The organism is Paenibacillus sp. UNC499MF (assembly GCF_900107975.1).
Taxonomy (GTDB): Bacteria; Bacillota; Bacilli; order Paenibacillales; family NBRC-103111; genus Paenibacillus_F.
In genome coordinates this window covers 142,672-164,469 of the sequence record NZ_FNVF01000004.1, presented here as the reverse complement: position 1 = coordinate 164,469, position 21,798 = coordinate 142,672, and the positions used below count along the sequence as shown (strand labels likewise).

Genomic DNA, 21,798 nt, shown 5'->3' with positions numbered 1-21,798 from the left:
GCTCGCTTAAGCATTTATTCCATTAATATGCGGATGTTAATGAAATCACTCCGCTGCTCCAAGGGCGAGGCGTCCTATTTGACGATGCCGAACTGGTCGTACAGAGCAGTCGCGCCCGTTTCCGTCGTCGTATACACCTGGAACGAGATTTTATCGTTTGCCACGGTAATGCCCGTGAACATTTCCTTGCCCGGCTGGCCGTATTTAAACGCAAAAGGGAACGGCCCCGACTTCGGCGTGTACCTTTTGTCTCCGGCGGCATTGCTGACCAGATAAAGGGTTCCCTTCGGATTAATCAGGTTACCGTCTTTATCCGCCGCCGTGTCTTTCTGCGGCACGTTATTGTACATCGGATAGGTGCGCGTATACGTATGATCGTGACCGCTCAGCACGACGTCGACACCGATCTCGTCGAATAAAGCCGTAAGCTTCTTGCGGAAGAAAAGCACGTCGCTGTCGGAGGTATGATTCGCCACGGAATAAGGAGACTTGTGGAACAGGACGATCTTCCACTTCTTATCCGTCTTGGCCGCTTCCGCTCTCAGCCACTCTTCCTGTTTCCGGTACACGGCGTCGGTGCCTTTCGCCTCATTGTACTCGGTATTGATGACCAGGAAACGGGCGGAGCCGTAATCGAAGGCGTATACCGATCCGTCCGGTTTCGCTCCCGTATTGGAGGTGTTCGGCAGGTTGAAGTGGTACCAGAAGTTGTTGTTCGACTTGCTCTCATGGTTGCCGAGCGCGGGCACGAGAGGCATCTTCTTCAGAATGGCCTGCGGCTTGCCCAGCAGCCAAAACCATTGGTTCTCGATATCTCCGTTATCGACCAGATCCCCCGTAACCGTAATAAAACGGGACGCGGGAAACTTCTTGACCGCTTCCTCCAGCGTATGGTTCCAGGTCGCGTATTCCCGCTCGGTCGTACCCTGCGGGTCCGTCGTGTACAGGAACGTGAACGCTCCGCCGCTCTGTTCCTCGGTCTTGAACGTGCCGGTCTCGCTCCAGTTGCCCTCCTGGCCGTCTCCGGCGCGGTACGTGTACTGGGTGCCCGGCTTTAAGCCCGTTGCCGTCACCTTATGATCGGCGTAAGCGGTCTTCTTGCCCGCACTCTTGTCCGAGCTCGACTGATAAACCTGGATCGGCGCCGTGTTCCCCTCGAAGGTAATGACGCCGCTCCCCGGCCATACGCCGCCGGTAACGAGAGACGATTCCACCACCTGCAGCTTCGTGCCGGTAACGGCGGGATCGGTATACCAGGCGAAGCCCTGCGAGGTTTTGGCATCGCCGTTGAACGTCAGCGCCAAAGCCGTCGGAGTCTTGGTGCCTGCCGCGGACGCTGTGGAGCTTCCCAGAGCACCGGGGCCCGCTCCCGGTAAAACGACGGCCGCCGCCACGAAAACGGCCATGGGCACGGCGAGCCACTTGGACTTGCTGAATTTGTACATCATACACACCCCTTCAAACAAGAATGAAATCACTTCATCCTAGCAAAGAAATGTTTGGTAAATATTAACAGTTTATTTGGGGCAGATTAATTTCCTTTTTCCCCTTGGATCCCGGTTCCCCGAGTCCGCCGCGCTTTCTGTCCGATCAGGCATTTGATATAATGACAGGGCTGTACAAGAGCAATGGAGGGATTTCTATGAATCTCGCGGAAAAGGTAAAAAACCTCCCCTTAACACCCGGCGTTTACTTGATGAAGGACCGCCTGGGCCATATCATTTATGTGGGCAAAGCCAAGTCTCTCAAGAAAAGAGTCCAAACCTATTTTCAGCATTCCAAGGCCCATTCTCCCAAAGTCAAACGACTCATAAGCAACATCCGCGATTTCGAGATCCGGCTGACGGATACGGAATTCGAGGCTTTCATGCTGGAGTGCCGGTTAATCAAACAACTGAAGCCTTTGTACAATAAAAAAATGAAAAATCCCCTCGCCTATACGTATCTGGTCATCCGGAGCAGCCGGGAGGGTCTCCGCCGTATCGACATTACGAACGACCCTGCCGGGCAGGAAGGCGATCTTTTTTTCGGGCCCTACACGAGCAGAAGTACGGTGGAAAAAGCCGTCCAAGGACTCCGGGAAAGCTACCGGATACTCTGCAGCAGTCCCCACGCCAAGCACTCGCCCTGTCTCAATCACTCTCTCGGCTTATGCATTGGAATGTGCACGGGCAGGGAGGACGCCGTAAGAGCCTACAACGCCATCCTTGATAAAATCATCTCTTCCTTGAGCGGGAAACCTCCGGTTGTTCTGCAGGATCTGGAACGGCGGATGATGGAAGCGGCCGAAAATCACCATTTCGAAGCCGCCGCCAAATACCGGGACCTGATGAAAACCGTCGGTTCCCTGATCCGGGGTGAGAAGGTGATCGGATTCGCCGAAGAAGACCGGAACATCGTCATCCTTGAACCCATTAACGAACGGGAGGCTAAGCTTATCCTCGTTAAAGGGAACCGCATTGTGCGGGATGCCAAAGTCGCGGCTCCATGCGGTGACCGGAACGGGCCGGCAGCGCCGCATGCGCTCCGCATGGGGATACGCTCTGCGATTCTGGCTGCCTTCCGCCCGGAAGAACCAGTGTCACCCCGCCCCAAAATCAGCCGGCACGATATTGACGAGGCGCAGATCCTGTACAGCTTTCTGCAAGGGAGCGCCCGCAGCTATCTGATCGTTCCCGGACGCTGGCTCGTTCCCGGGCATGAGGACGAGCTTGGAGAAGCGGTTGAAGAGTTGATTGCGGGTTATGTACGCGCGCAAAAAAGCGCCGGGGACCAGGAAGGCCCCGACGCTTGATTCTTCTTATACGAATCATGATTTTGTTACTGGCTGTTGCTGTTGTGCCGGTAAGCGGCAACGAGTCTCTCGGTATGCTGTTGCTTTTCCGCAAGAAATTCATTCACGTAGGTGCTTCCGTTTCTGCGGTTGAACGCTTCCGTCAGCTTTGCGATCTCATGGTCGATCCAGGGCAAAGTAACGCGGTCTGACTCGGCCAGCCTTTTCCTTCGCTTCGTCTTTCCCCACTCATTCAGAAACAAACGGACCGAGTAAAAATATTGCAGCCTGGACCAGCCTATTTTGCTCTCCAGGCCGTATCTTATCGTCTGCTCATAAAGTTTTGTCGCCTTAGCCATATCGGTTATGGTGAAGAATTCCAGGAAAACCCCGTATTCCTCCAAATATTGCGGGCCTTCGAGTTCACGGACGGCCTTCTTCGCAATTGAGACGGCCCTGTCATACTCTTTTAATTTCAGCAAAGGCATGATAATCAGGCTGTACGTATTTTGCGGAACCGATCCGCACCTCATCCTGCCTTCCAGAATGGGCTTCACGGCCTGCATGCCTCTTTTTAAATGATTCATTTTAAATGAAAATTCCCCGAATAAGTTCTGTTCGCAGGCTTGGCAGTCCGCCAGTGAGTCCCTTGGCGTCGATCTCCACAGCTTGTAAGACTCGGCAGCTTCCTGAAGCATCCCAAGCGAGATAAACAAGTTTACCCGCTTCTGGTGGTAGGCCCGCAAATTATACCCATAGCGGATGCATCTTTCTTTAAAATCCTCGAACATCCGCTCCATCTGCTCAAACGTAATTTCGGGTATTCTCCATACGCTGTCCAGAATCCATTTATAATGCCAGAGTAAATCAAAATGCGAGTATCTCCCCGGATTTTGATCGAATTTGGCTACACACCAGGCAAACGAGATTAACATTTTTTCCGAAAAGCCCGCATCCATGGCCGCTGACGTGTAATTCATCCGGACGTGGTAAGAGTCTTCTTCCGTCATGTAAAGATCAGCTATTCGAATCATTTCCTCCATGACCGCCAGCTTCTGTTTTCCGTCCGGCATGCTCCAGCTTCCGCGCCTCAATTCATCGAAACGTTGCTTCATTGTCCGACCTCAGGCATCCGGTCCAAACCCATATTCATGAAATGAAACAACGATTCGTTCATCATGGAAAGCTCCGCCGGGCTTAAAGGATGGTTCCCCAGCAACAGCGCTTGGGTATAAAGCAGCTCGACGCAAGCTTTCTGGGCTTCCAAGTCGCGAGACTCCATGGCTTTCCGGACAATGGGATTGTTGTAGTTATAACAAAGCCTCGCAAAGGGTTGATCGTACAGCTCATTTTTGACGACGCGCACGGCTTCAGCGAATAGAGGGTTCGCTTCCTTCTCGCTCTCTTCCGCCAGCTTAAAGAAATTAACTTCCTGATTCGTATTGTATAGAACCGGAATATCAGCAGGCTCAAACCATCTGACTACGGAGCGGCACTGGAAATTCCGGAGTATTTCATTAGAATAATCAAGGAAAGGCCGGGTTTCTTGTTTTTCCATAACGCTCAGCTCTTTAAACCGGTTTGCAAATTCCAAAATATCCAGAACATCAACGGAAACATCGTCCACAACGCTGCGCAGATTCAGTACGAGATCCAAGTCATGAACAAACCCGCCATTGATAACCATCAAATCCTGCGCCTTAGCCACCCGCGCTACCTGCCGGAATTCATCCAGAGTGGGCGCCACTAACAGATGGGTATGTCTTTCAAGAATTTCCGCCATTTTAAGATCGCCGAAAGAAGTTTCAAAACTCAAGTGCCGGATAAAAAGCTCGTAAAGCTCTTCATCTTCAACAGCCATTGTTTTGATAGAAGCATAGTGTACCAGTACGATGCGTTTAAACAGCTCCTGATTCTCCTGGGATAATTCGATCAAGTAGTTCTTGATGCATTCTCCGAGTTCATCCCTAACGCTAAAAAACAAATCGTTTTCCTGGAAAGCTTCCCGTGAAGCCGTGGGCCGTAAATTTTCCGTATTAATAATCCCGTTCACAAAAAAAGCCCAAGGCGGCAAAACACTGCTCATTTTATCGGACAAAAGCATGCCTTTCAAATAAACACGATGTTTTTTCTCATCCTGCAGGCTTACCGCATAAGGCAGGATCGAAGCGATGCCCTTAACGCCCCCGATGACCGAACTAAGCGAGATTACATCCATGGGTCTGGAATAGGCCGTTTCCTCTACAAAATCCATGGCTTCTTGTTTCTCCATATCCCACGGCGGGATGGAAGTATTGATGTTCACTTCGTAGTTATCCTCGGACAATATAATCGGTGTCGGCAGGAACTCCCCGTATTTCTCCAATAACTCTCTCAACCGGTAAAATTCGAAATACTCTTCGTAATCCGTTTTCGCTTTCAAATATACCGTAGTTCCTACAGGAACTTGGCGCTCTAATTTTTTGATGGAATAGGTGCCGTCCGGCTTGCCCCGCCATTCCAAAGAGTCGCCTTCCCCGTTTGCCGAACGGGTAATCAGTACGATCTCTTCGCTGACGACAAAGCAGGACAGAAGACCGACGCCGAATTGTCCGATATAATCATCTGCAAGATCCTGATCTTCCCGTTTGGTGGAGCTTCCGATCTTGGCGAGAAATTGCTCGATTTCCTTTTCCGTTAAGCCGCAGCCATTGTCGGAGAAAGAAATCGTATTTGAAGAGAACACCTCTACTTTTACTTCTCCTTTAAACTCCTGTCCGAGTCGTTTTCTTGCCGTAACGGCATCTACGCCGTTCTGAAGCAACTCCCGGATAAAGACCCCTGGATCGGAGTAAAGGTGATTCGACAGCAAATCAATGACACCCTGTAAATTAACCTGAAAGTTCATCATTTTCATCGTCCTTTTAAAATTTTATAATCACAAATTGGTTAAAATTAGTATACCAAATTGTAAATTTAGGCGTGTAGATAAAAATTAACTGTATTTAGAGTTTATTTTAAATTGAATTACCCTTATTTATTTGTATTAAATAAAATAAACAATTCGCTACATACCGATCCCATGTATTCCGCAGTTTACCGGATGAAGAGCCCGAGCTGGCCGAGCTTACCCGCCAGAGCATTCCGCAGTCCCGCATCGTGCATTTCGAAGGCAGCGGGCATGCCATGATGTTCGACGAGCCGGAGAAATTCAACGAGGAGCTGCTTGCTTCAATTTCTGAAGCAGGCCCGGATTCCGGGGCGCGTGTCTCCAGATGCATTCCCGCAGGATTGACCCTTCCGGGAGCGGCGGTTATTGATTCAACCCGGCTGACTCCGGTAAAAAAAGCACCCCTTACCCGATCACGGATCGTTCCCTTCGAGGGACAACCGTGAACATGTAAGGGGTGCTTTTTCAACGGGACGGATTGCTTAGCATGCCCGCAGGGATGCCGGCCTGGATGGTGAACACGAAGACCGCTCCTTTTGCGACGTTCGACCGGGCATAGATAGTTCCGCCCATCAAATTGACCAGTGTTTTGCAAATCGACAAGCCGAGTCCCGTGCCGCCGAATTTCCGGCTGATGGTGGCGTCAATCTGCGTAAAGGGCTGAAACAAGTGATTCATTTTGTCTGCGGGAATGCCTATTCCGGTATCCTCCACGATAAACTCAAGGGTGATCAGATTACCATCTACCCTTTTTTGGCTGACCGTTACCTTCACGCTGCCGGTTTCCGTAAACTTGACCGCGTTTCCGATCAGATTGTTCAGCACCTGCCTCAGCCGATTGGAATCGCCGATCAGGACCTCGGGAATTCCAGGCTCTATGTGCGCTTCCAGACGAAGGTTGCGCTCGCGTGCCAGAGCACGGAACAGGTCCATCGTTTCTTTCAGACAGATCGTGAGATTGAACGGCTCATAGTCGAGCTCCATCTTCCCCGATTCGATTTTAGTGAAATCGAGGATATGGTTGATGACGGATAACAGAGCGTGTCCGCTCGTATGAATAATCTCGGCCATTTCCGCGTCGTCCTGCTTCAAATCCGAAGCCCTCAATATATCCGACAAGGCGAGGATGCCGTTCAGCGGGGTGCGGATCTCATGGCTCATCATGGCCAGAAAACCGGATTTGATCCTCGAAGCGACCTCGGCCGTTTCCTTAAGCTGGGTCAGCACGCGGTTGGCTTCTTCCAGCTCCAGGGCTTGCCGCTGAAGCTCGTTTGTTTTGATCTGAAGCTCTTTGCGCGCTTTGTACAAACGTACAAACCCTTCGATCTTGCTTCTTAACACGTCGGAATGAAAAGGTTTCGTCAAATAATCGATTCCGCCCGCCGTATAAGCTTTCATATAATCTTCGACTTCCGGGGTAAGAGCAGTCAGGAAAATGATCGGAATGTCCTCCGACTTTTTGCGTCTCTTGATTCGCTCCGCCGTTTCGAACCCGTTCATGTCCGGCATCAGGACATCCATAATGATGAGGGCATATTCGCTTTCCAGCAGAAACTTCAAAGCCTCCATCCCGGAGGACGCCCGGATTAACTGATAAGGCGTATCAACCAGCAGCGCTTGTATGGTGAGAAAATCTTCCGGCCGGTCATCGACCAATAAAATGCGAATCGGATACTTCATTCTGATCCCCCGTAACAAGCTCGCACGGATCCGGTAAATGATCTAGGTGATCAACCAGGTCTTGAGCATACTGACTAACTGTGTGGTATTAATCGGTTTCGAGATGTAATCGGAGGCGCCTGCCTGCAGACATTTGACCCGGTCCTCGTCCATGGCTCTTGCTGTCAGCGCGATGATGACGAGCTTCTCGAACGCCGGCATTTTGCGAATCTCCCTCATGGTCTCGTAGCCGTCCATCTCAGGCATCATGATATCCATGAAAACCAGATCGACTTCGGGATGATCCCCGAGAATGCTCAAAGCCTCTTTGCCGTTCTGGGCAAACTTTATATTCATGTTATACCCTTCTAGCACACTGGACAAAGCAAAAATATTTCGCATATCGTCATCCACCAGCAAAATGTTCTTGTCCTGGAACGCCGCTTCCGGGTTATGGAGCTTCTCGATAAGCTGCTGCTTGTCCGCAGGCAGATCCGCATGTTTACGGTGGAGATAGAGAGCCGTTTCATCATACAGCCTTTCCATGGACCTTACGTTCTTGATCACAATACTTTCCGCGTAATGATGGAGGCGCTGCTCGTCCTGCTTGCTCAATTCCTTCCCCGTATAAATGATGACCGGCAGCGTCTGAAGCTTGCGGTTGGTCTTGACCTGCTCAAGCAGATCGAAGCCGGAAATATCGGACAGGCCCAGATCGAGCACCATGCAGTCAAAATGATGGGAGGCCAGTTGTTCCAGTGCCTCCCGGCCCGTTGGGACCGCGACGATATTGACGTCCGGATGGGCGATAAACGCGACTAGGCTGCTGCGCAGAACCGGGTTGTCTTCCACAATGAGCAGACTCTTCGTACGCCTGCGGATGTAGGATTCGATCTGCAGGAAGGCCGCCTCCAGCTCGTGGACGTCGTTCGGCTTCTTCCAGAAGGCGAGCGCCCCCATGGCCAGCCCCTGCTGGTTCTCATCGGCCGTCGAAATGACATGAATCGGAATATGTCTGAGCTCCGGGCGGCCTTTCAAGCGGCTGATAATGGACCAGCCGTCCAGCACGGGAAGCTGGATGTCGAGCAGAATCGCATCCGGCTTGTACGCGTGAGCCAAGGCCAGCCCCTGGTCTCCCTGGGAGGCGACAATGGCCTTGAAGTTTCGCTGCCGCGCCAGGTTCAGCAGCGTGGACGCAAACTCGGCGTCCTCCTCGATGATCAGCAGCAGCGTATCGCCCGGCTGAAGGTTGTCGCGGTCGTCTTCCAGCTCCGCGAGCTGAAGCAGCTTCGGATTCGAGATGGAGATATCCGGGACGAAGGACTCCTGGAAGCTGCTTTTCCCGCGCTTGGCCTGCTCGGATGCAGCGGACGTGGTGTCGGCCGCCGCCGCGGCCTGGGAACCGGCCGTATCCGGCTGCGAGGCCGGCAGATGAAGGGAGAAGGTGCTTCCTTCCCCTTCCGCCGAGCGGACCTCGATCCGGCCGCCCAGCAGCGCCGCCAGCTCCCGGCAGATCGTCAGGCCGAGGCCCGTGCCGCCGTATTTGCGGCTGGTCGTGCCGTCCGCCTGCTGGAACGCCTCGAAGATGCTTTCGAGCTTCGAGGCGGGAATGCCGATCCCCGTATCGGTGACGGAGAAGACGACTTCCTCGGCGGCGGATCCGTCCGCGCCGCCGGATGGAGCGGGGGCCGTTTGAATGGAAAGCGTGACGGCCCCCTTTTCCGTAAATTTAAGCGCATTGGACAGCAGGTTGTTCAAGATTTGCTGCAGTCTGTGGCCGTCCGTCAGGATGCTTTCGGGAAGCCGTCTGTCGCTGTGTATGTCAAAATGGACATTTTTCTCCCGTGCCTGTTGTTCGAAATGGCGGTATAAATGGCTGCTGACATCTTTCAGGTAGGTCGGCTCGACGACCGCCGTCATTTTGCCGACTTCCAGCTTCGCCAGATCCAGAATCTCGTCAATCAGCGTAAGCAGGTCCTTCCCTGCCGAGAAAATGGTATGAATGTATTCAAGCTGTCTGGATTGAAGATTTCCTTCCTTGTTTTCCGCAAGGATCTGAGAAAGGATCAGCAGACTGTTAAGAGGCGTCCGCAGCTCGTGCGAAACGTTCGCGAGAAACTCCGATTTATATTGAGCCGCCATAAAAATTTCATCGGCCTGCTCTTTGATTTCGACCTTCTGCTGTTCGGTCAGCTCGACCTGCCGCTTCAGATTCTCGTTGGAGGCAAGCAGTTCCTCCGCCTGTTCTTTGAGCTCGTCGGCCTGCTCGGCGATCTCGGTCTTCTGCAGCTCGGTCAGTTCCATCTGCTCCTGGAGCTGGTTGTTGGACTCGAACAATTCATCCGTTTGAGCTCTCAGTTCCTCCGCCTGCTGCCTGATTTCCTCTTTCTGAAGCTCAGTAAGCTTCATCTCTTCCTGGAGCCGCTCGTTGGACGTGTGCAGGTTGTCCGCCTGCATTTGGAGTTCTTCGGTTTGAGCCTGCAGCTCTTCCGTCTGGCTTTCAAGCTCCTCCGCCTGCATCTGCAATTCCACGGTCTGTGCCTGCAGCTCTTCCGTCTGGGCTTGAAGCTCCTCGGTTTGAGCTTCCAGCTCTTCCTTCTGCAGCTGGGTTTCTTTCAGAAGCTCGCCGATCCGTACCACATCCGCCAGCGTATTAAGCAGAATTCCCATATTCGCGCCGGTCTGATCGATCAACTGGCGTTCTTTGGACGTAAAATCCCGCAATGAAGCCAATTCGATAACGGCAACGACTTCATCTTCATAGCAGACGGGGACGATTATTAACGCCGCAGGCTTCGTATCGCCCAGCGCCGAATGAATTTTCACATAACCGTCCGGAAGATCCCGCAGCAGAATCGTCTGCTTGTCCAGGGCGCACTGGCCTACAAGGCCGCTGCCCAAAGCAATCGGCTGCCGCCGCTCAGCCGCCGTATCATCGTAAGCGTAGCCGGCCGCGAATTGCAGCAGGCCGTCTTTTTGTACATAAAGTGCCCCATAGGCCGCTTGTACGCACGAAGCCAGCTTGCCGATGAATATCCGCGAAGCCGTATCGATTTGAACGGACCCCTGCAGCAGGATCGCCATCTCCGTGACATGGACGTTGATCCATGCCTGCTCCTCCGCTTCGAGGCGCAGGATGCGCTCCTCTTCGGTTTTGTTGTACAAATCTACCGCCAGAGAGCGGAAAGACTGCGCCAGCTGCCCGAACTCGTCCCCCGCCTCGGCGGAACGGTCGGAAGGGTCTACCGTACCCTGCGTCATGTCTCCGACGATCTGCGAGACCCGGTGCATGCCTCTGTTGATTCCCCGGTGGACGTCCACAATGAGATAAATGCCCGCAGTCAGGCCGAATAATCCTAAAATCAAAGAAAGAGCCAAAAACACTCCGTCTAAAAATACGCAAGCAATCGCGGTTAAGCCGCCTATAACGAGGATCGAAACGGCGGCTCCCAACCATACCTTCAGTTTAATGTTCATGCCTGTCCACCCTGCCTTTCCCCAATAAAGCAATTATAACTTTCCGCGGGCGTCATGGGTAGTGCGGGATGGGGCGGAACGGGGCTGGAAAGCGCAGGGGAATACATCGTGTACGGCGAGGGACACAAAACGGGAGCTGGAAGGGCCCGCCGTCACGGATTGCCGCATGCGGTACAGACTCCGATTACCCGGCCCTTTATATCTTGCAAAGACAAGCTGCGAGAGGTGGGGGCGCCGCTTCTGGACCAATCGTCGCCAATGACGAATACTTCGTCACCGCCCAAAGTAATCTCGCTGACTTCTTTTTTAAAAATTTCAGCGATCAGATTTTGTTTGGCCGGCTCTTCCATGTCACTCGCTTGGAACTCTTTATCATCATAGCCCCGAACATGGGCAGCTCCGTAAAACGCAGCCAGTTTGGCCCCGTTAATATAAATTTGTCCGTTCTTTATCTTTATTTTCTCATTCGGAAGCGCGACCACTCTGGATACACTCTTATCCCCATAGTAAACGATGTCCCCTCTTGCCACGATCCGGGTTTTATAATAGGCGGTATCTACCGCCACATTCTTCTCCAATTCATGCTGACCGCGGTCCATCGCGTCACTTAGCGGGTTCACGATTGTGCCGTTTCCGGCGGATACTTCTGTAATGGACTCCTTCGTAACTTTGTCCTCTATCGCCTTTTCGGAACAAGCGGCAAGCGAGCCTAGCAGAAGGCCTGCCAAAAGCCATTGTTTCATGGTTTATCCTCCTCCGCATGCAATTAACTATTGTTTATTCGCACATTCATCCCATATGTTTCTCCGCCTTTCCAAAAAAGCGGTAAGCCCGCATAGATAATGAAAATTTCCACCTTGTCGACAACATATGCCCGTCCGGCACTTCTTTCCTTCCCATACTTCCCCTAACCTTTTCCGCCCCCGTTCGTCCTACTATCCGTGAAAGCAAGTCCGCCGCGAGGCGTATCCGGATAACCTTGTATCCTTTCGCAAATTTTTTTTAAAATCAGTGAACCTTTTCGGCCCGAAGAGCCAATCTCTCATGTATACAAGTTCAGGGGGCCCTCGAATGAATGATGAACAGCTCGAACATTGGCTCGACCGGCTGGCGGCCGGGGATCAGGAAGCGATGGAAGAGATTTATCGCATGACCCGGCGCAAAGTTTACGGAACCGTCGCCGTGCTCGTTTCCAATAAAGAAGACGTCAACGATATCGTGAGTGAAATTTATTACCAGCTGTGGCGCGCATTGCCCGGCTACGACCGCAGCCGTCCTTTTCATTTCTGGCTGAACGGAATTGTCATCCGGCAGGTGAGCAGTTGGCGCCGGCAGCTCTGGAGGCGATTCCGTCTGACCGACAAAACTTCTCGTCTGAGCGAAGAGCCGCATGTGGAGACGCCGGATGAAGCTCTGGCCGGCAACGAACTTCGGCAGGATGTGCGGGATGCCATTAATCGGCTGCCCTATAAACTCAGGGTGGTCATTATATACCGCTACTTCTACGAGTATACGTACGACGAAATTGCCGAACTGCTGGCGATTCCGTCGGGCACGGTAAAATCCAGAGTACATCTGGCTTTGAAGCAACTGCGAAATAAATTCGACACTCAATTGGACGAGGAGGCTTACCCGAATGTCTATTCCAGAAAACATTAAAGAAACACTGAAAGATCAAATCGAAAACGTTGAGATCCCGCAGGAAGTGGATCGGCGTGTCCGCCAATCCTTCCTCGAATTTCATAAAAAAAAGGAGTCCAAACCCATGAAAAAAAGACTTGTCGCCTTCAGTATCGCCGCCGCTATCCTTGTTCCCACGAGTGTATTCGCCTCCCTGGGCGGAACGTCTTACTTCTTCAAAGATTCGGCCAACATCAACGGGCTGGTCAATGAAGGCACCAAACGCGCCCTTTCCGAAGGCTTGTCGGTTCAGATGAACGAGAAAATTACCGATCGCGGCCTCACCGTCCAGTTCTCCGAAGTATACGTCGAGGATAGCAAAGTACTCGTACACTATAAGATCACCGGGGAAGACGGGAAGCTCGTTCCTTACGAATTCGATACCCGCGGCCTGAATGTCATTAATGACGGCAAGAAGAACGGCAAGCAGGTCGAAAATCCGACCTATCAGGAGAAGGGATTGGAAGGTTTTTCGGTCCTCAGCTTTATCGGCACAGGTAAAAAGGACCATCTTCCGTTCACCTTGACGGACGCGGCCGGAAACGAAATCAACACAGGCATCGCCGAGAAGGATCAGCCGGAGGGCGTGCTTGCTTTCGCCATAAACGCCAAGCTGCCCGAGTCTATCCGCCTGAACGTGGATATTAACCGCATCGGCGCCGTGAAAGGCAGCTGGAAAGCGCAGTTCACGATTGATCAGAGCAAAGCCAAGCAAGCCTCCGAGAAAGCGCATTAAGTCCGGCAGATAAAAATTTGGAGAATATGAATCAGGAAAAAGACGCCGGCGGCCCGGCGTCTTTTGACATGTGCATCACATTCCCCGTCTTTCAAACGCACTGTTTTTCCCTCAACAGACATCGGCACAGCTTGTGCTTATGCTCTATTTTCCCGGCTTGCCGTTCCTATTACTAGCATTCTACATATCGTAGATTGTGAGGGTACGCAGTTTTGCGGATAGGAGGAAGGGAATATGAAAGACAGTTCAACGGGCTCGATTAAAAAACAGGGAGTTTCCGTTATCACATGCACAAACCGCCGGAGCTATTTAAAAAATCTGCTCGATAATTACAAAAGACAGGACCACGCGGCCAAAGAACTCATCATTGTGGTGAATAACGATAAGATACCGCTGGCTCCCTACCGGGAGTCGGCCAAAAAAATCCGGAATGTCCGCATCTTCCGGGTTTCGGAAAAAACTTCTCTCGGCGCTTGCTTGAATTACGCGGTGAAAAAAGCAAAACACGGCTATATTGCCAAGTTTGACGACGACGACTATTACGCTCCCTATTATCTCACCGAAAGCTTGCGGACTTTCCGGCAAACAAAAGCCGATATTATAGGAAAGCGGGCCCATTATATGTACCTCCGCGGGTCGAAGACGCTTATCCTCCGTTTTGCGCAGGATGAAAATCGCCCCGTAACGAGATTGCCGGGAGCCACACTCGTCATTAAACGCGACGTTTTGAAGAAGGTTCCGTTTCCGGACCGGAACGTCGGGGAAGATGATCTTTTTTGCATAAGAAGCAAGAAAAAAGGGTTCAAAGTCTACTCCGCGGGAAAAAACAATTTCGCTGCCGTACGCCGGAAAAATTCCAGCAACCATACTTGGATCATCAGTGATAAAGAGCTAATTGCCCATCACAAGAAAATCCCGGGCGTGAGCGATTACAAGAAATTCGTGCAAAGAAAGCTCAAGGACGGCGTTCTCTAATGGCGAACCACGATGCCGATCGGCGGGAACATGCCGTTTCCATCATTACTTGTACCAAACGAAGGGACTGCATGGAGACTCTTTTCCGGAACTACGGCAGGCAAAACTTCAGAAACAAAGAACTGATCGTGATCCTGAATCAGGACGACCTGAAGGCAAATGAGTATATTAAAGCCGCAAAAGCCTATAAACATGTCCGGATATACAGCTTGCCCGGGCAAATGTCCCTCGGGATGTGTATGAATTTCGGCGTCCGTTTATCGAAATACAACCGGATCGCTAAATTTGACGATGACGATTATTATGCCCCGGACTATTTGACGGACAGTATGAGGACCATGCTGAAAACCGGTGCCGACATTGTAGGGAAGCGGGCCCATTATATGTATTTGTCCGGGACGAAGACTCTCCTTCTGCGTTATCCCGCCCGGAAAAACCGGCCTGTCTCCCTGGTACAAGGGGCAACCCTCCTCGTGAAGCGGCACCTGTTCGATAAAGTCGGCTTCCCGGATCTGAACCGGGGCGAATGCGTGAAATTTTGTTCCGACAGCAAAGCAAAAGGCTTTGAGATTTATTCAGGGAGCCCCCATAACTTTCTGGCGATCCGCAGAAAAAATTCCAAAAATCATACGTGGATCATAAGCGACCGGCAGCTTTTGACAAGGAACGCCAGACTGGTGAGAGCGAAGAACCCGCAGGAATTCGTAAGCCGCCGGAGTTAGGACCTTTAAGTTCACGGCGATTTAAGGCGCCGTGCCTTAAGGGACGCGGCGGTCCCCCATCCGTCAGGCGGCATACAGAAGAGCACCGTTCGAAAGAACGGTGCCTTTTTGCAGCCTTTTAGGGCCGAATTATTTAAGATTCGGATGAACAAACCCCTTCAGATCTGCGGTCAAGTGCCGCAGAACGTCCGGTACGGACTGCCGCAGGCTTCCGGCAGGGTGGCGTAAGCAGCCTGTTCAGGGGAATGCGCGAAGGGGTCCGCCAGAACAGCCAGCAGGCGCTCCATTACGCTGTAATCCCCCTGTTCCACCGCGGCTTCCAGCGCCTCTTCCACCCGGTGGTTGCGGGGGATTACGGCAGGGTTGCTGCTTCGCATAAGGTCATGCGAGGAGGCCCCGGATTCCGGCTGCCTGCCCCGTCTGGCCTGCCACAGCTCATGCCACCGGGTAAACTCCTCCGCCCCGGACAAGGCCGTGTCTTCCGTTTTGCCGAAAGTTAAGGCAAGGAACGTGTTGGTATAGTCGGCCCCCTGCTTCCGCATCAAACCGAGGAGATCTTCTATGAGGGACTCGTCCCCCTCCTCCTCGTTAAAGAGGCCGAGCTTCGCCCTCATGCCGGCCAGGTAGCTGCGGTTATGCAGCACGCCGAAATTCGCGATCGCCTCTTCGGCCAGTTTGACGGCCTGCTCCTGATCGGCATGAATCAGCGGCAGAAGAGTTTCGGCGAACCGGGCAAGGTTCCAGGCCCCTATGTGCGGTTGATTGCCGTAGGCGTAGCGACCGTACGTGTCGATGGAGCTGAACACCGTCTCGGGGTCGTAGGCGTCCATGAAGGCGCAGGGCCCGTAATCGATGGTCTCGCCGCTGAGGGTCATGTTGTCGGTGTTCATCACGCCGTGGATAAAGCCGACAAGCTGCCACCTGGCAATAAGCGTGGCCTGGCGCTTGATCACTTCCTGAAGCAGCGAGAGATAACGGTTTCCGCCATCGGCGGCCGCTGCTTCCGGGTAGTGCCTCTGCAGGGTGTAGTCGGCCAGCGCCTGCAGATCCTCGGCGGACCCCCACTTGGCGGCGAACTGGAAGGTCCCGACGCGCAGATGACTCGCCGCCACACGGGTCAGAACGGCGCCGGGCAGCTCCGTTTCGCGGTACACGGGTTCGCCCGTGGTCACTACGGCCAGGCTGCGCGTAGTGGGAATGCCGAGTCCGTGCATGGCCTCGCTGATGATATACTCGCGCAGCATCGGCCCTAGAGCCGCCCGGCCGTCGCCCCGGCGGGAATACGGGGTCCGGCCCGGCCCCTTGAGCTGGATGTCCAGCCGCTCGCCCGCGGGAGTGAGCTGCTCTCCGAGCAGCACGGCACGTCCGTCGCCCAGCATCGTAAAATGCCCGAACTGATGCCCCGCATAAGCTTGAGCCAGCGGCTCGGCCCCTTCGGGAATCCGGTTGCCGGCGAACACTTCGGTTCCCTCGTGACTTTTAAGCGCTTGACTGTTCAGTCCCAGAGACGCCGCCAGCGCATCGTTAAAAATGACTACATCCGGCGAAGCTGCGGGAGTCGGATTCGTCTTGGTAAAAAATATTTCCGGCAGACGGGCATAACTATTGTCAAAATTCCAACCGGTTTCCGGTCCTGCTTTTTTATCCGTCATCTTATCTCCTTCTGTTCTCGATCATTTTATTTGGATCGCTTAACGGGTTGCGGATAGGAGGGGCATGTCTGCACACGGCACTGCCCTTTCCGCAGAGTCCCGCTTTTTATAAACTATATTACCCTTCCTAGATACGAATCACTCGAAGCCGCCTGTCTGTGCCGAGCCTTCTATGTAAACCTGTATACCAGGCGGGGAGGAACGCGGTGCCGTACTCCTGCTTTCGCCCCTTCGCCCGTTAGGGCTTTCTTCATTATTCTCTTATCCGGAACGAAATTTCAAATCTTTTTAGACGGAAAGAGCTTAGTGACTCTGAAAAATCAAGCCATAAGCTCTGTTTGGCTGCCTTGCTATCTCAAAGGTTCATCGGATCCAGTAATCGGAAAAATCTATAAATTCAGCGGAAAGAAACGTGTCTGTTCTCCCTTTCGATATCCGCAGAGGGATTTTTCTTGCAAAAAAATAGCCCCGCATAACGCGGAGCCGTTTGATTCTCATCCGTTCTTCGGATACATATGCTGCAAATAACGCCAGCGGATAAGGAAGAAATAACCGATCTGAATTCCGATGAAGGATAAGAAAATGAGCACGGAATTCATCCAGACGGAGAAATCCACGAGCTGCTGCAGAGCAATGAACGCTACGCCGCTGTGCACGAGCGCCAGTATGATCGGCAGGAAGAACATGAGCAGGAGCTGCCTCGTCACGATCCTCCGCAGCTCCTTGTTCAGCAGGCCCATTTTCGCGATCATCCGGTATTGTTCCCGGTCCCGCTCCATGTCGGCATACAGCCGGAAGTACAGGAGGCTGGCGGCGAAGGTGAAAAATACGACGCCTACCATCGCGCTAATAATGAACAGCAGTCCGTTAGTCTGCTTATCGGCCAGCCAGTCCAGCACCAGCGCATCGAATTCGAAGCGGTCGAAATCGTCCTTGCCGATCTTGTCTGCCAACACGCTGGCGACATCCCGGGTATTCTCCCAATCGGCCACGTAGAAAAAATTAAAATGCAGCTGCGTGTCTTCAATTTCCGGCACGGTATCAAACATTCGGTCGGAAACGACAACGGTATAGTGGCCGTCCGGCAGGATGACCGTCGGCACGTACTGCTTTACCATCACGCTTTTTTGCCAGGTTTCACTTATTCCGAGGTCAATGGCGTGAGGCACGGTTTCCTTATTCTCTTTAATCTGAGTAGCCAAAAAGAGGCTGCCCGGCAGAAGCAGACTTTCCCCGTCCGCCAGTTCCTCTGTATCGCGCAGTCCCAAAGTTTTGGCCAGGGCGTTAAACTCGCTCTGCTTGACGAGGACAAGGCGCCCCCACAGCCGCTTGGCATGGACGGCGTTCAAATCGTAAGCGAAACCGTGGTCACCCAGTTGTTTTTGAATCTCTGAAATAACTTCTTCTTCCTTTTGGACGCTCTGATCCGTTTTGTAAGTAAAGGCATAGGGATTCTCCATCTCCTTCAGCCCGGGATGATTCGTCGCAAGCACCGTGCCGATTCCGGTAAAGGCAATCGCCGACACGATCGTGATCATGAAAAACATCGTCGCATTATCCTTCATGCGGTACGACAGCTGTGACAAAACGAGCAGATTCGTCCCTTTGAAGAACACACGGTCCTTCCGTTTCAAGCTCCGAAGCGCGTACACGCTGAGCTGCGTGAACAGAAAGTACGTGCCGGCGACGACGAGGCCCACACCGGCGAAAAGCAGCCAGAACGAGTGAAAGTACCCATTCACGTAAATCATCACAGCGGCGTATCCGGTCAGGATCAGGACAATCGCCAGGACCGACAGCAGCCGCGAGGGCTTAGGTTCGGGCTTAGGTTTTTCATCCGACCGGAATAAATCCGCCAGGCGTCCGGCTTTCACTATCCGGGAGGTGAACAGCGCGACAAAGCCAAACAGCAGAACGAAGGCGGCCGCGGTTACGATAATGGCCAGCACCGGAACGTAGAAGGTCAAGCCGGCCTTGATGACGAGCAGCTTGGCAATGCCGAGCAGAATCATCTTCGTGAAAACAAGCCCCACGATGATACCCGCTGCAATCGACGCTCCCCCGATAAGCAAGTTCTCCATGAAAACGAGCCGGCGCAGCTGCCGCGGGGACATGCCGTGCATCATCAGAATGCCGAATTCCCGCTTGCGGGTTTGCAGAAAAGTGCCGGCCGAGTACAGACAGAAGAAAAACGAAAAAATGAAGAGGATCACCTGCGAGACGCGCATGCCACTCGTTGCCAATGCACTGATCGTTCTGCTCGTCGTTCTCAGCTCTCCCTGCAGATCGGGATGAAACAGCAGCAGGGCATAGACGAAAAAAACAAGGACGGAGAACGAGCTGCTTAAGAAATGCGCCAGGTAGATCCGTTTGTTCCGAACGACGTTATTAAACGCGAACTGCCGGAAAGTCATGTCTGTAGCCTCCTAGCAGCGAGAGGGCATGGATGGTTTTCTGGTAAAAGACCTCACGGTTCCCTCCCTGCGTGATCTCGTTATGAAACTTGCCGTCTTTAATAAACACCACACGATCGCAGTAGCTCGCCGCCATCGCATCGTGCGTGACCAGCATCATTGTCGCTTCCTGCCGTTTGTTCATCGTCGTCAGCAGCTCCATGACATCGCGCGCGGACTTCGAATCGAGATTGCCAGTCGGCTCGTCGGCGAGCACCAGCTTCGGCGAATGAATCAACGCACGCGCGATAGCCGTACGCTGAGCCTGCCCGCCGGAAATCTCATAGGTCCGCTTGTCCAGGACCGGCGTAATGCCCAACTGCTCCGCAATCGGCTCCAGCAGGCTTTTCATCTGATCCAGCGCGACCCCGTCGAGCGTAAGCGGGAGTAAAATATTTTCCTTCACGGTCAGCGTAGGCAGCAAATTGAACGATTGAAAAATAAAGCCCAGCCTGCGTCTGCGAAAAAGCGCCAGCTCGTCCGCGTTCATCCGGTGCGGATGACTGCCGTCCACGCAAACCTCGCCCGACGTCGGTTCGTCGATGGTCGATACCAGATTGAGCAGTGTCGTTTTACCGCTTCCCGAAGGCCCCATGATTCCGACAAATTCGCCTTGCTCGATCGTCAGGTTAATATCCGACAATGCCTCGAACGGCATTTTTTCGTTGTAAATCTTGCACAAGTTCGTCACTTTCAAAATGTCCAAGCCCGTCACGTCCCTTCTTGCTTCTAGCATACCCCAGGCAATCCGCCGCTCCTATACCGCTGCATTACGCCAATCTTACAGGGTTGTAAGACTCCGGAAAACTTTCATACCGGTCTATGTAAAAAGGCGAAGAGTGATCGCTCACTATTCGCCCCGTTCGGTCGCGTACGGAAAAATGATGCGGACGGTCGTCCCTCGGCCGATCTCGGATTCGATCTCCACCCGGTGATTCAGACGGTCCGTCACTTCTTTTACCAAATACAGGCCCATGCCTGTCGATTCTTTAAACTTCCGCCCGTTTTCGCCGGTAAAAAAGGGATCGAAAACCCGCTTCAAATCGGATGGCGGAATCCCGACGCCGCAGTCCGTCACGCTTAGAATAACGGCTTTATCCTCCGCATGCGCTTTGAAGACAACCTTCGTCCGGCTGCCCGCCGAATAAGTAATGGCGTTCGAGATCAGCTGCTGGACGATAAACCGGAGCCATTTGGCGTCGCTCTCGACCGTGATGCTCTCGCCGATGAGAAGCTCCGGATGCACGTAATGCCGGATAAACGACCGCCGGTTATCTTGAATCACTTCGTTGACCAGCTCTCTCAGCTGCACCCGGTAAATATGGAAGTCCTGGGCGAACGTCTCCCGCCGGGCCATATAAAGCACCATTTCGAGCCCGCGACGCAGCCGGTCGGACTCCTCCGCGATGCTGGCAAACCGTTCGTCGTCGCCGTTCTGCGTGATGAGCTGGATAACCGATAGCGGGGTTTTCATCTGATGCACCCATTGATTCATGAATGTCAGGTGCTGCCGCTGTTTTTCCTCCCATACGTGCTCCCGCTGTTTACCTCTGCGATACTGGGCATCCAGAATCTTCGTTAAAGACGCTGCAAGCGGCGCACGGCTTACCTTGAGCTCCCGCGGCAGGACATCGCTCGGGCCGGAGATATACCGGTAAAACGCCCGAAGCCGGACATAGCGGTAAGCCAAATAGCCGGACAGCACGCACAGGCCGAGAAACAGCGCGTACAAAGCGGTTCCCAGATGATTGTACCCGTCCAGCCAGCAGATCAGCAGGATGACCAGCATCTGTACCAGGCTGAACCCGACAAGCGGCACATGGTCCCGTACAAATAACCTCATCGCCCGGTTTCGTCCTTCCATGTGAGGTGCAGCCGGTACCCGACGCCGCGCAGCGTTTCGATGGCGTCATCGATGCCGAGCTCCGCCAGCTTTTTGCGCAGCCGTGTAACGTTAACGCTCAGCGCGTTATCATCGACGTAGCTGTAATCGTCCCACAGCTTGTCGAGAATGGCCTCCCGGCTGGCGATCCGGGGACTGTGATGCATCAGCGTCTCCATCAGCAGCGATTCCTTGCGCGTCAAAAGCGCGGACCGCTCCTTCAGCCGCAGCTCCATCCGCTCGGGATACAGCAACAGCCCGTCCCGCTCCACAATGCGCTCCTTCGTCGCATAATCGCCGTAGACGCGCCTGATTTGGCTGCGGATCTTCGCCATCACGATCTCGTAATGGAACGGCTTCGTGATATAATCGTCCGCCCCGCTCTCCAGGGCCAGCACCTGATCCATTTCCCCGCTGCGGGCGGAAATGAAAATAATCGGACACGTGGACACCGTGCGGATTTGACGGCACCAGTAATAGCCATCGTAACTCGGCAGGTTGACGTCCAGCAGCACGACCTGCGGCATCTGGTCTTGAAATAATTCCATCACACTCTGGAAATCATCCGCCACGATGGCTTCATCTCCGTACTTTTGAATGTGCGACTTCAACAATTCCGCTATTTTGGGATCGTCTTCGACGATCATGATTTTATTCATCCGGGAAAATCCCTCCCTTTTTCTGCAAATGCCTGGTCGTCACCTCCATTAAACCACAAAAAAGCGCGTGTCCCAATAAGGAGACGCGCGCGTGCTGGAAAGATAGTACTGCTTTTCTTTGTTTCATCCTGTTCGTTAAAATCATCCAATAAAACTTTCATTCTATTTCTGATTTTAAAACCAGCCTTACCAGCAAAGTCT

The 21,798-nt window shown here is 53.0% G+C and carries 16 protein-coding genes; 5 read left to right on the top strand and 11 right to left on the bottom strand.

From position 1 onward, the window contains the following. Window positions 1–74: 74 nt before the first annotated feature. Window positions 75–1,448, bottom strand: coding sequence for a metallophosphoesterase family protein (locus tag C4S74_RS11530; protein WP_103995476.1), 1,374 nt, complete (start codon window positions 1,446–1,448; stop codon window positions 75–77). Window positions 1,449–1,642: 194 nt separating this feature from the next. Between C4S74_RS11530 and C4S74_RS11525 the strand changes: the two genes are divergently transcribed. Further along, on the top strand, window positions 1,643–2,794 hold the full coding sequence (locus C4S74_RS11525; RefSeq protein ID WP_103995475.1) for a GIY-YIG nuclease family protein: 1,152 nt from the start codon (window positions 1,643–1,645) through the stop codon (window positions 2,792–2,794). A 26-nt stretch (window positions 2,795–2,820) separates the two neighbouring features. On the opposite strand, the gene C4S74_RS11520 is transcribed toward C4S74_RS11525, so the two are convergent. From C4S74_RS11520 to C4S74_RS11495, 5 genes are all read right to left on the bottom strand, one after another. Next, window positions 2,821–3,888, bottom strand: a complete 1,068-nt coding sequence (locus C4S74_RS11520) for a hypothetical protein (RefSeq protein WP_103995474.1) — start codon at window positions 3,886–3,888, stop codon at window positions 2,821–2,823. Next, a complete protein-coding gene (locus C4S74_RS11515) occupies window positions 3,885–5,663 on the bottom strand; it encodes an HSP90 family protein (RefSeq protein ID WP_258042459.1) in 1,779 nt (592 codons plus the stop codon). Before C4S74_RS11515 ends, C4S74_RS11520 begins: the two co-directional genes overlap by 4 nt. Window positions 5,664–6,167: 504 nt before the next feature. After that, entirely contained in the window at window positions 6,168–7,382 is a 1,215-nt protein-coding gene (locus C4S74_RS11505) for an ATP-binding protein (RefSeq protein ID WP_103995472.1), read from the bottom strand. Between the two features lie 42 nt (window positions 7,383–7,424). Beyond that, on the bottom strand, window positions 7,425–10,838 hold the full coding sequence (locus C4S74_RS11500) for a response regulator (RefSeq protein WP_103995471.1): 3,414 nt from the start codon (window positions 10,836–10,838) through the stop codon (window positions 7,425–7,427). A 152-nt stretch (window positions 10,839–10,990) separates the two neighbouring features. After that, window positions 10,991–11,581 carry a S26 family signal peptidase gene (locus C4S74_RS11495; RefSeq protein ID WP_103995470.1) on the bottom strand — a complete coding sequence of 197 codons (591 nt, stop codon included), beginning with the start codon at window positions 11,579–11,581 and terminating at the stop codon, window positions 10,991–10,993. Window positions 11,582–11,909: 328 nt separating this feature from the next. Here C4S74_RS11495 and C4S74_RS11490 point away from each other — a divergent pair, with 328 nt between their 5' ends. The 4 genes from C4S74_RS11490 (at window position 11,910) to C4S74_RS11475 (ending at window position 14,951) form a co-directional block, all read left to right on the top strand. Continuing rightward, on the top strand, window positions 11,910–12,497 hold the full coding sequence (locus C4S74_RS11490) for a sigma-70 family RNA polymerase sigma factor (protein ID WP_103995469.1): 588 nt from the start codon (window positions 11,910–11,912) through the stop codon (window positions 12,495–12,497). Further along, window positions 12,475–13,254: a DUF4179 domain-containing protein gene (locus C4S74_RS11485; RefSeq protein ID WP_103995468.1), complete on the top strand. Its 780-nt coding sequence runs from the start codon at window positions 12,475–12,477 to the stop codon at window positions 13,252–13,254. The genes C4S74_RS11490 and C4S74_RS11485 overlap by 23 nt, the downstream gene beginning before the upstream one ends. Window positions 13,255–13,488: 234 nt before the next feature. After that, window positions 13,489–14,229, top strand: a complete 741-nt coding sequence (locus C4S74_RS11480; RefSeq protein ID WP_103995467.1) for a glycosyltransferase family 2 protein — start codon at window positions 13,489–13,491, stop codon at window positions 14,227–14,229. Next, window positions 14,229–14,951 carry a glycosyltransferase gene (locus C4S74_RS11475; RefSeq protein ID WP_103995466.1) on the top strand — a complete coding sequence of 241 codons (723 nt, stop codon included), beginning with the start codon at window positions 14,229–14,231 and terminating at the stop codon, window positions 14,949–14,951. The genes C4S74_RS11480 and C4S74_RS11475 overlap by 1 nt, the downstream gene beginning before the upstream one ends. Before the next feature lie 170 nt (window positions 14,952–15,121). On the opposite strand, the gene C4S74_RS11470 is transcribed toward C4S74_RS11475, so the two are convergent. The 5 genes from C4S74_RS11470 to C4S74_RS11450 all read right to left on the bottom strand — a co-directional run bounded on the left by C4S74_RS11470 (window position 15,122) and on the right by C4S74_RS11450 (window position 21,597). After that, window positions 15,122–16,603, bottom strand: coding sequence for a YdiU family protein (locus C4S74_RS11470; protein WP_103995465.1), 1,482 nt, complete (start codon window positions 16,601–16,603; stop codon window positions 15,122–15,124). Window positions 16,604–17,097: 494 nt separating this feature from the next. After that, on the bottom strand, window positions 17,098–19,017 hold the full coding sequence (locus C4S74_RS11465; RefSeq protein ID WP_103995464.1) for an FtsX-like permease family protein: 1,920 nt from the start codon (window positions 19,015–19,017) through the stop codon (window positions 17,098–17,100). After that, the gene (locus tag C4S74_RS11460; RefSeq protein WP_103995463.1) at window positions 18,992–19,762 is read right to left on the bottom strand and encodes an ABC transporter ATP-binding protein; all 771 of its coding nucleotides are present in this window, start codon (window positions 19,760–19,762) and stop codon (window positions 18,992–18,994) included. The genes C4S74_RS11465 and C4S74_RS11460 overlap by 26 nt, the downstream gene beginning before the upstream one ends. A gap of 144 nt (window positions 19,763–19,906) precedes the next feature. Next, on the bottom strand, window positions 19,907–20,899 hold the full coding sequence (locus C4S74_RS11455) for a sensor histidine kinase (protein ID WP_103995462.1): 993 nt from the start codon (window positions 20,897–20,899) through the stop codon (window positions 19,907–19,909). Then, window positions 20,896–21,597, bottom strand: a complete 702-nt coding sequence (locus C4S74_RS11450; RefSeq protein WP_103995461.1) for a response regulator transcription factor — start codon at window positions 21,595–21,597, stop codon at window positions 20,896–20,898. Before C4S74_RS11450 ends, C4S74_RS11455 begins: the two co-directional genes overlap by 4 nt. Window positions 21,598–21,798 lie beyond the last annotated feature (201 nt).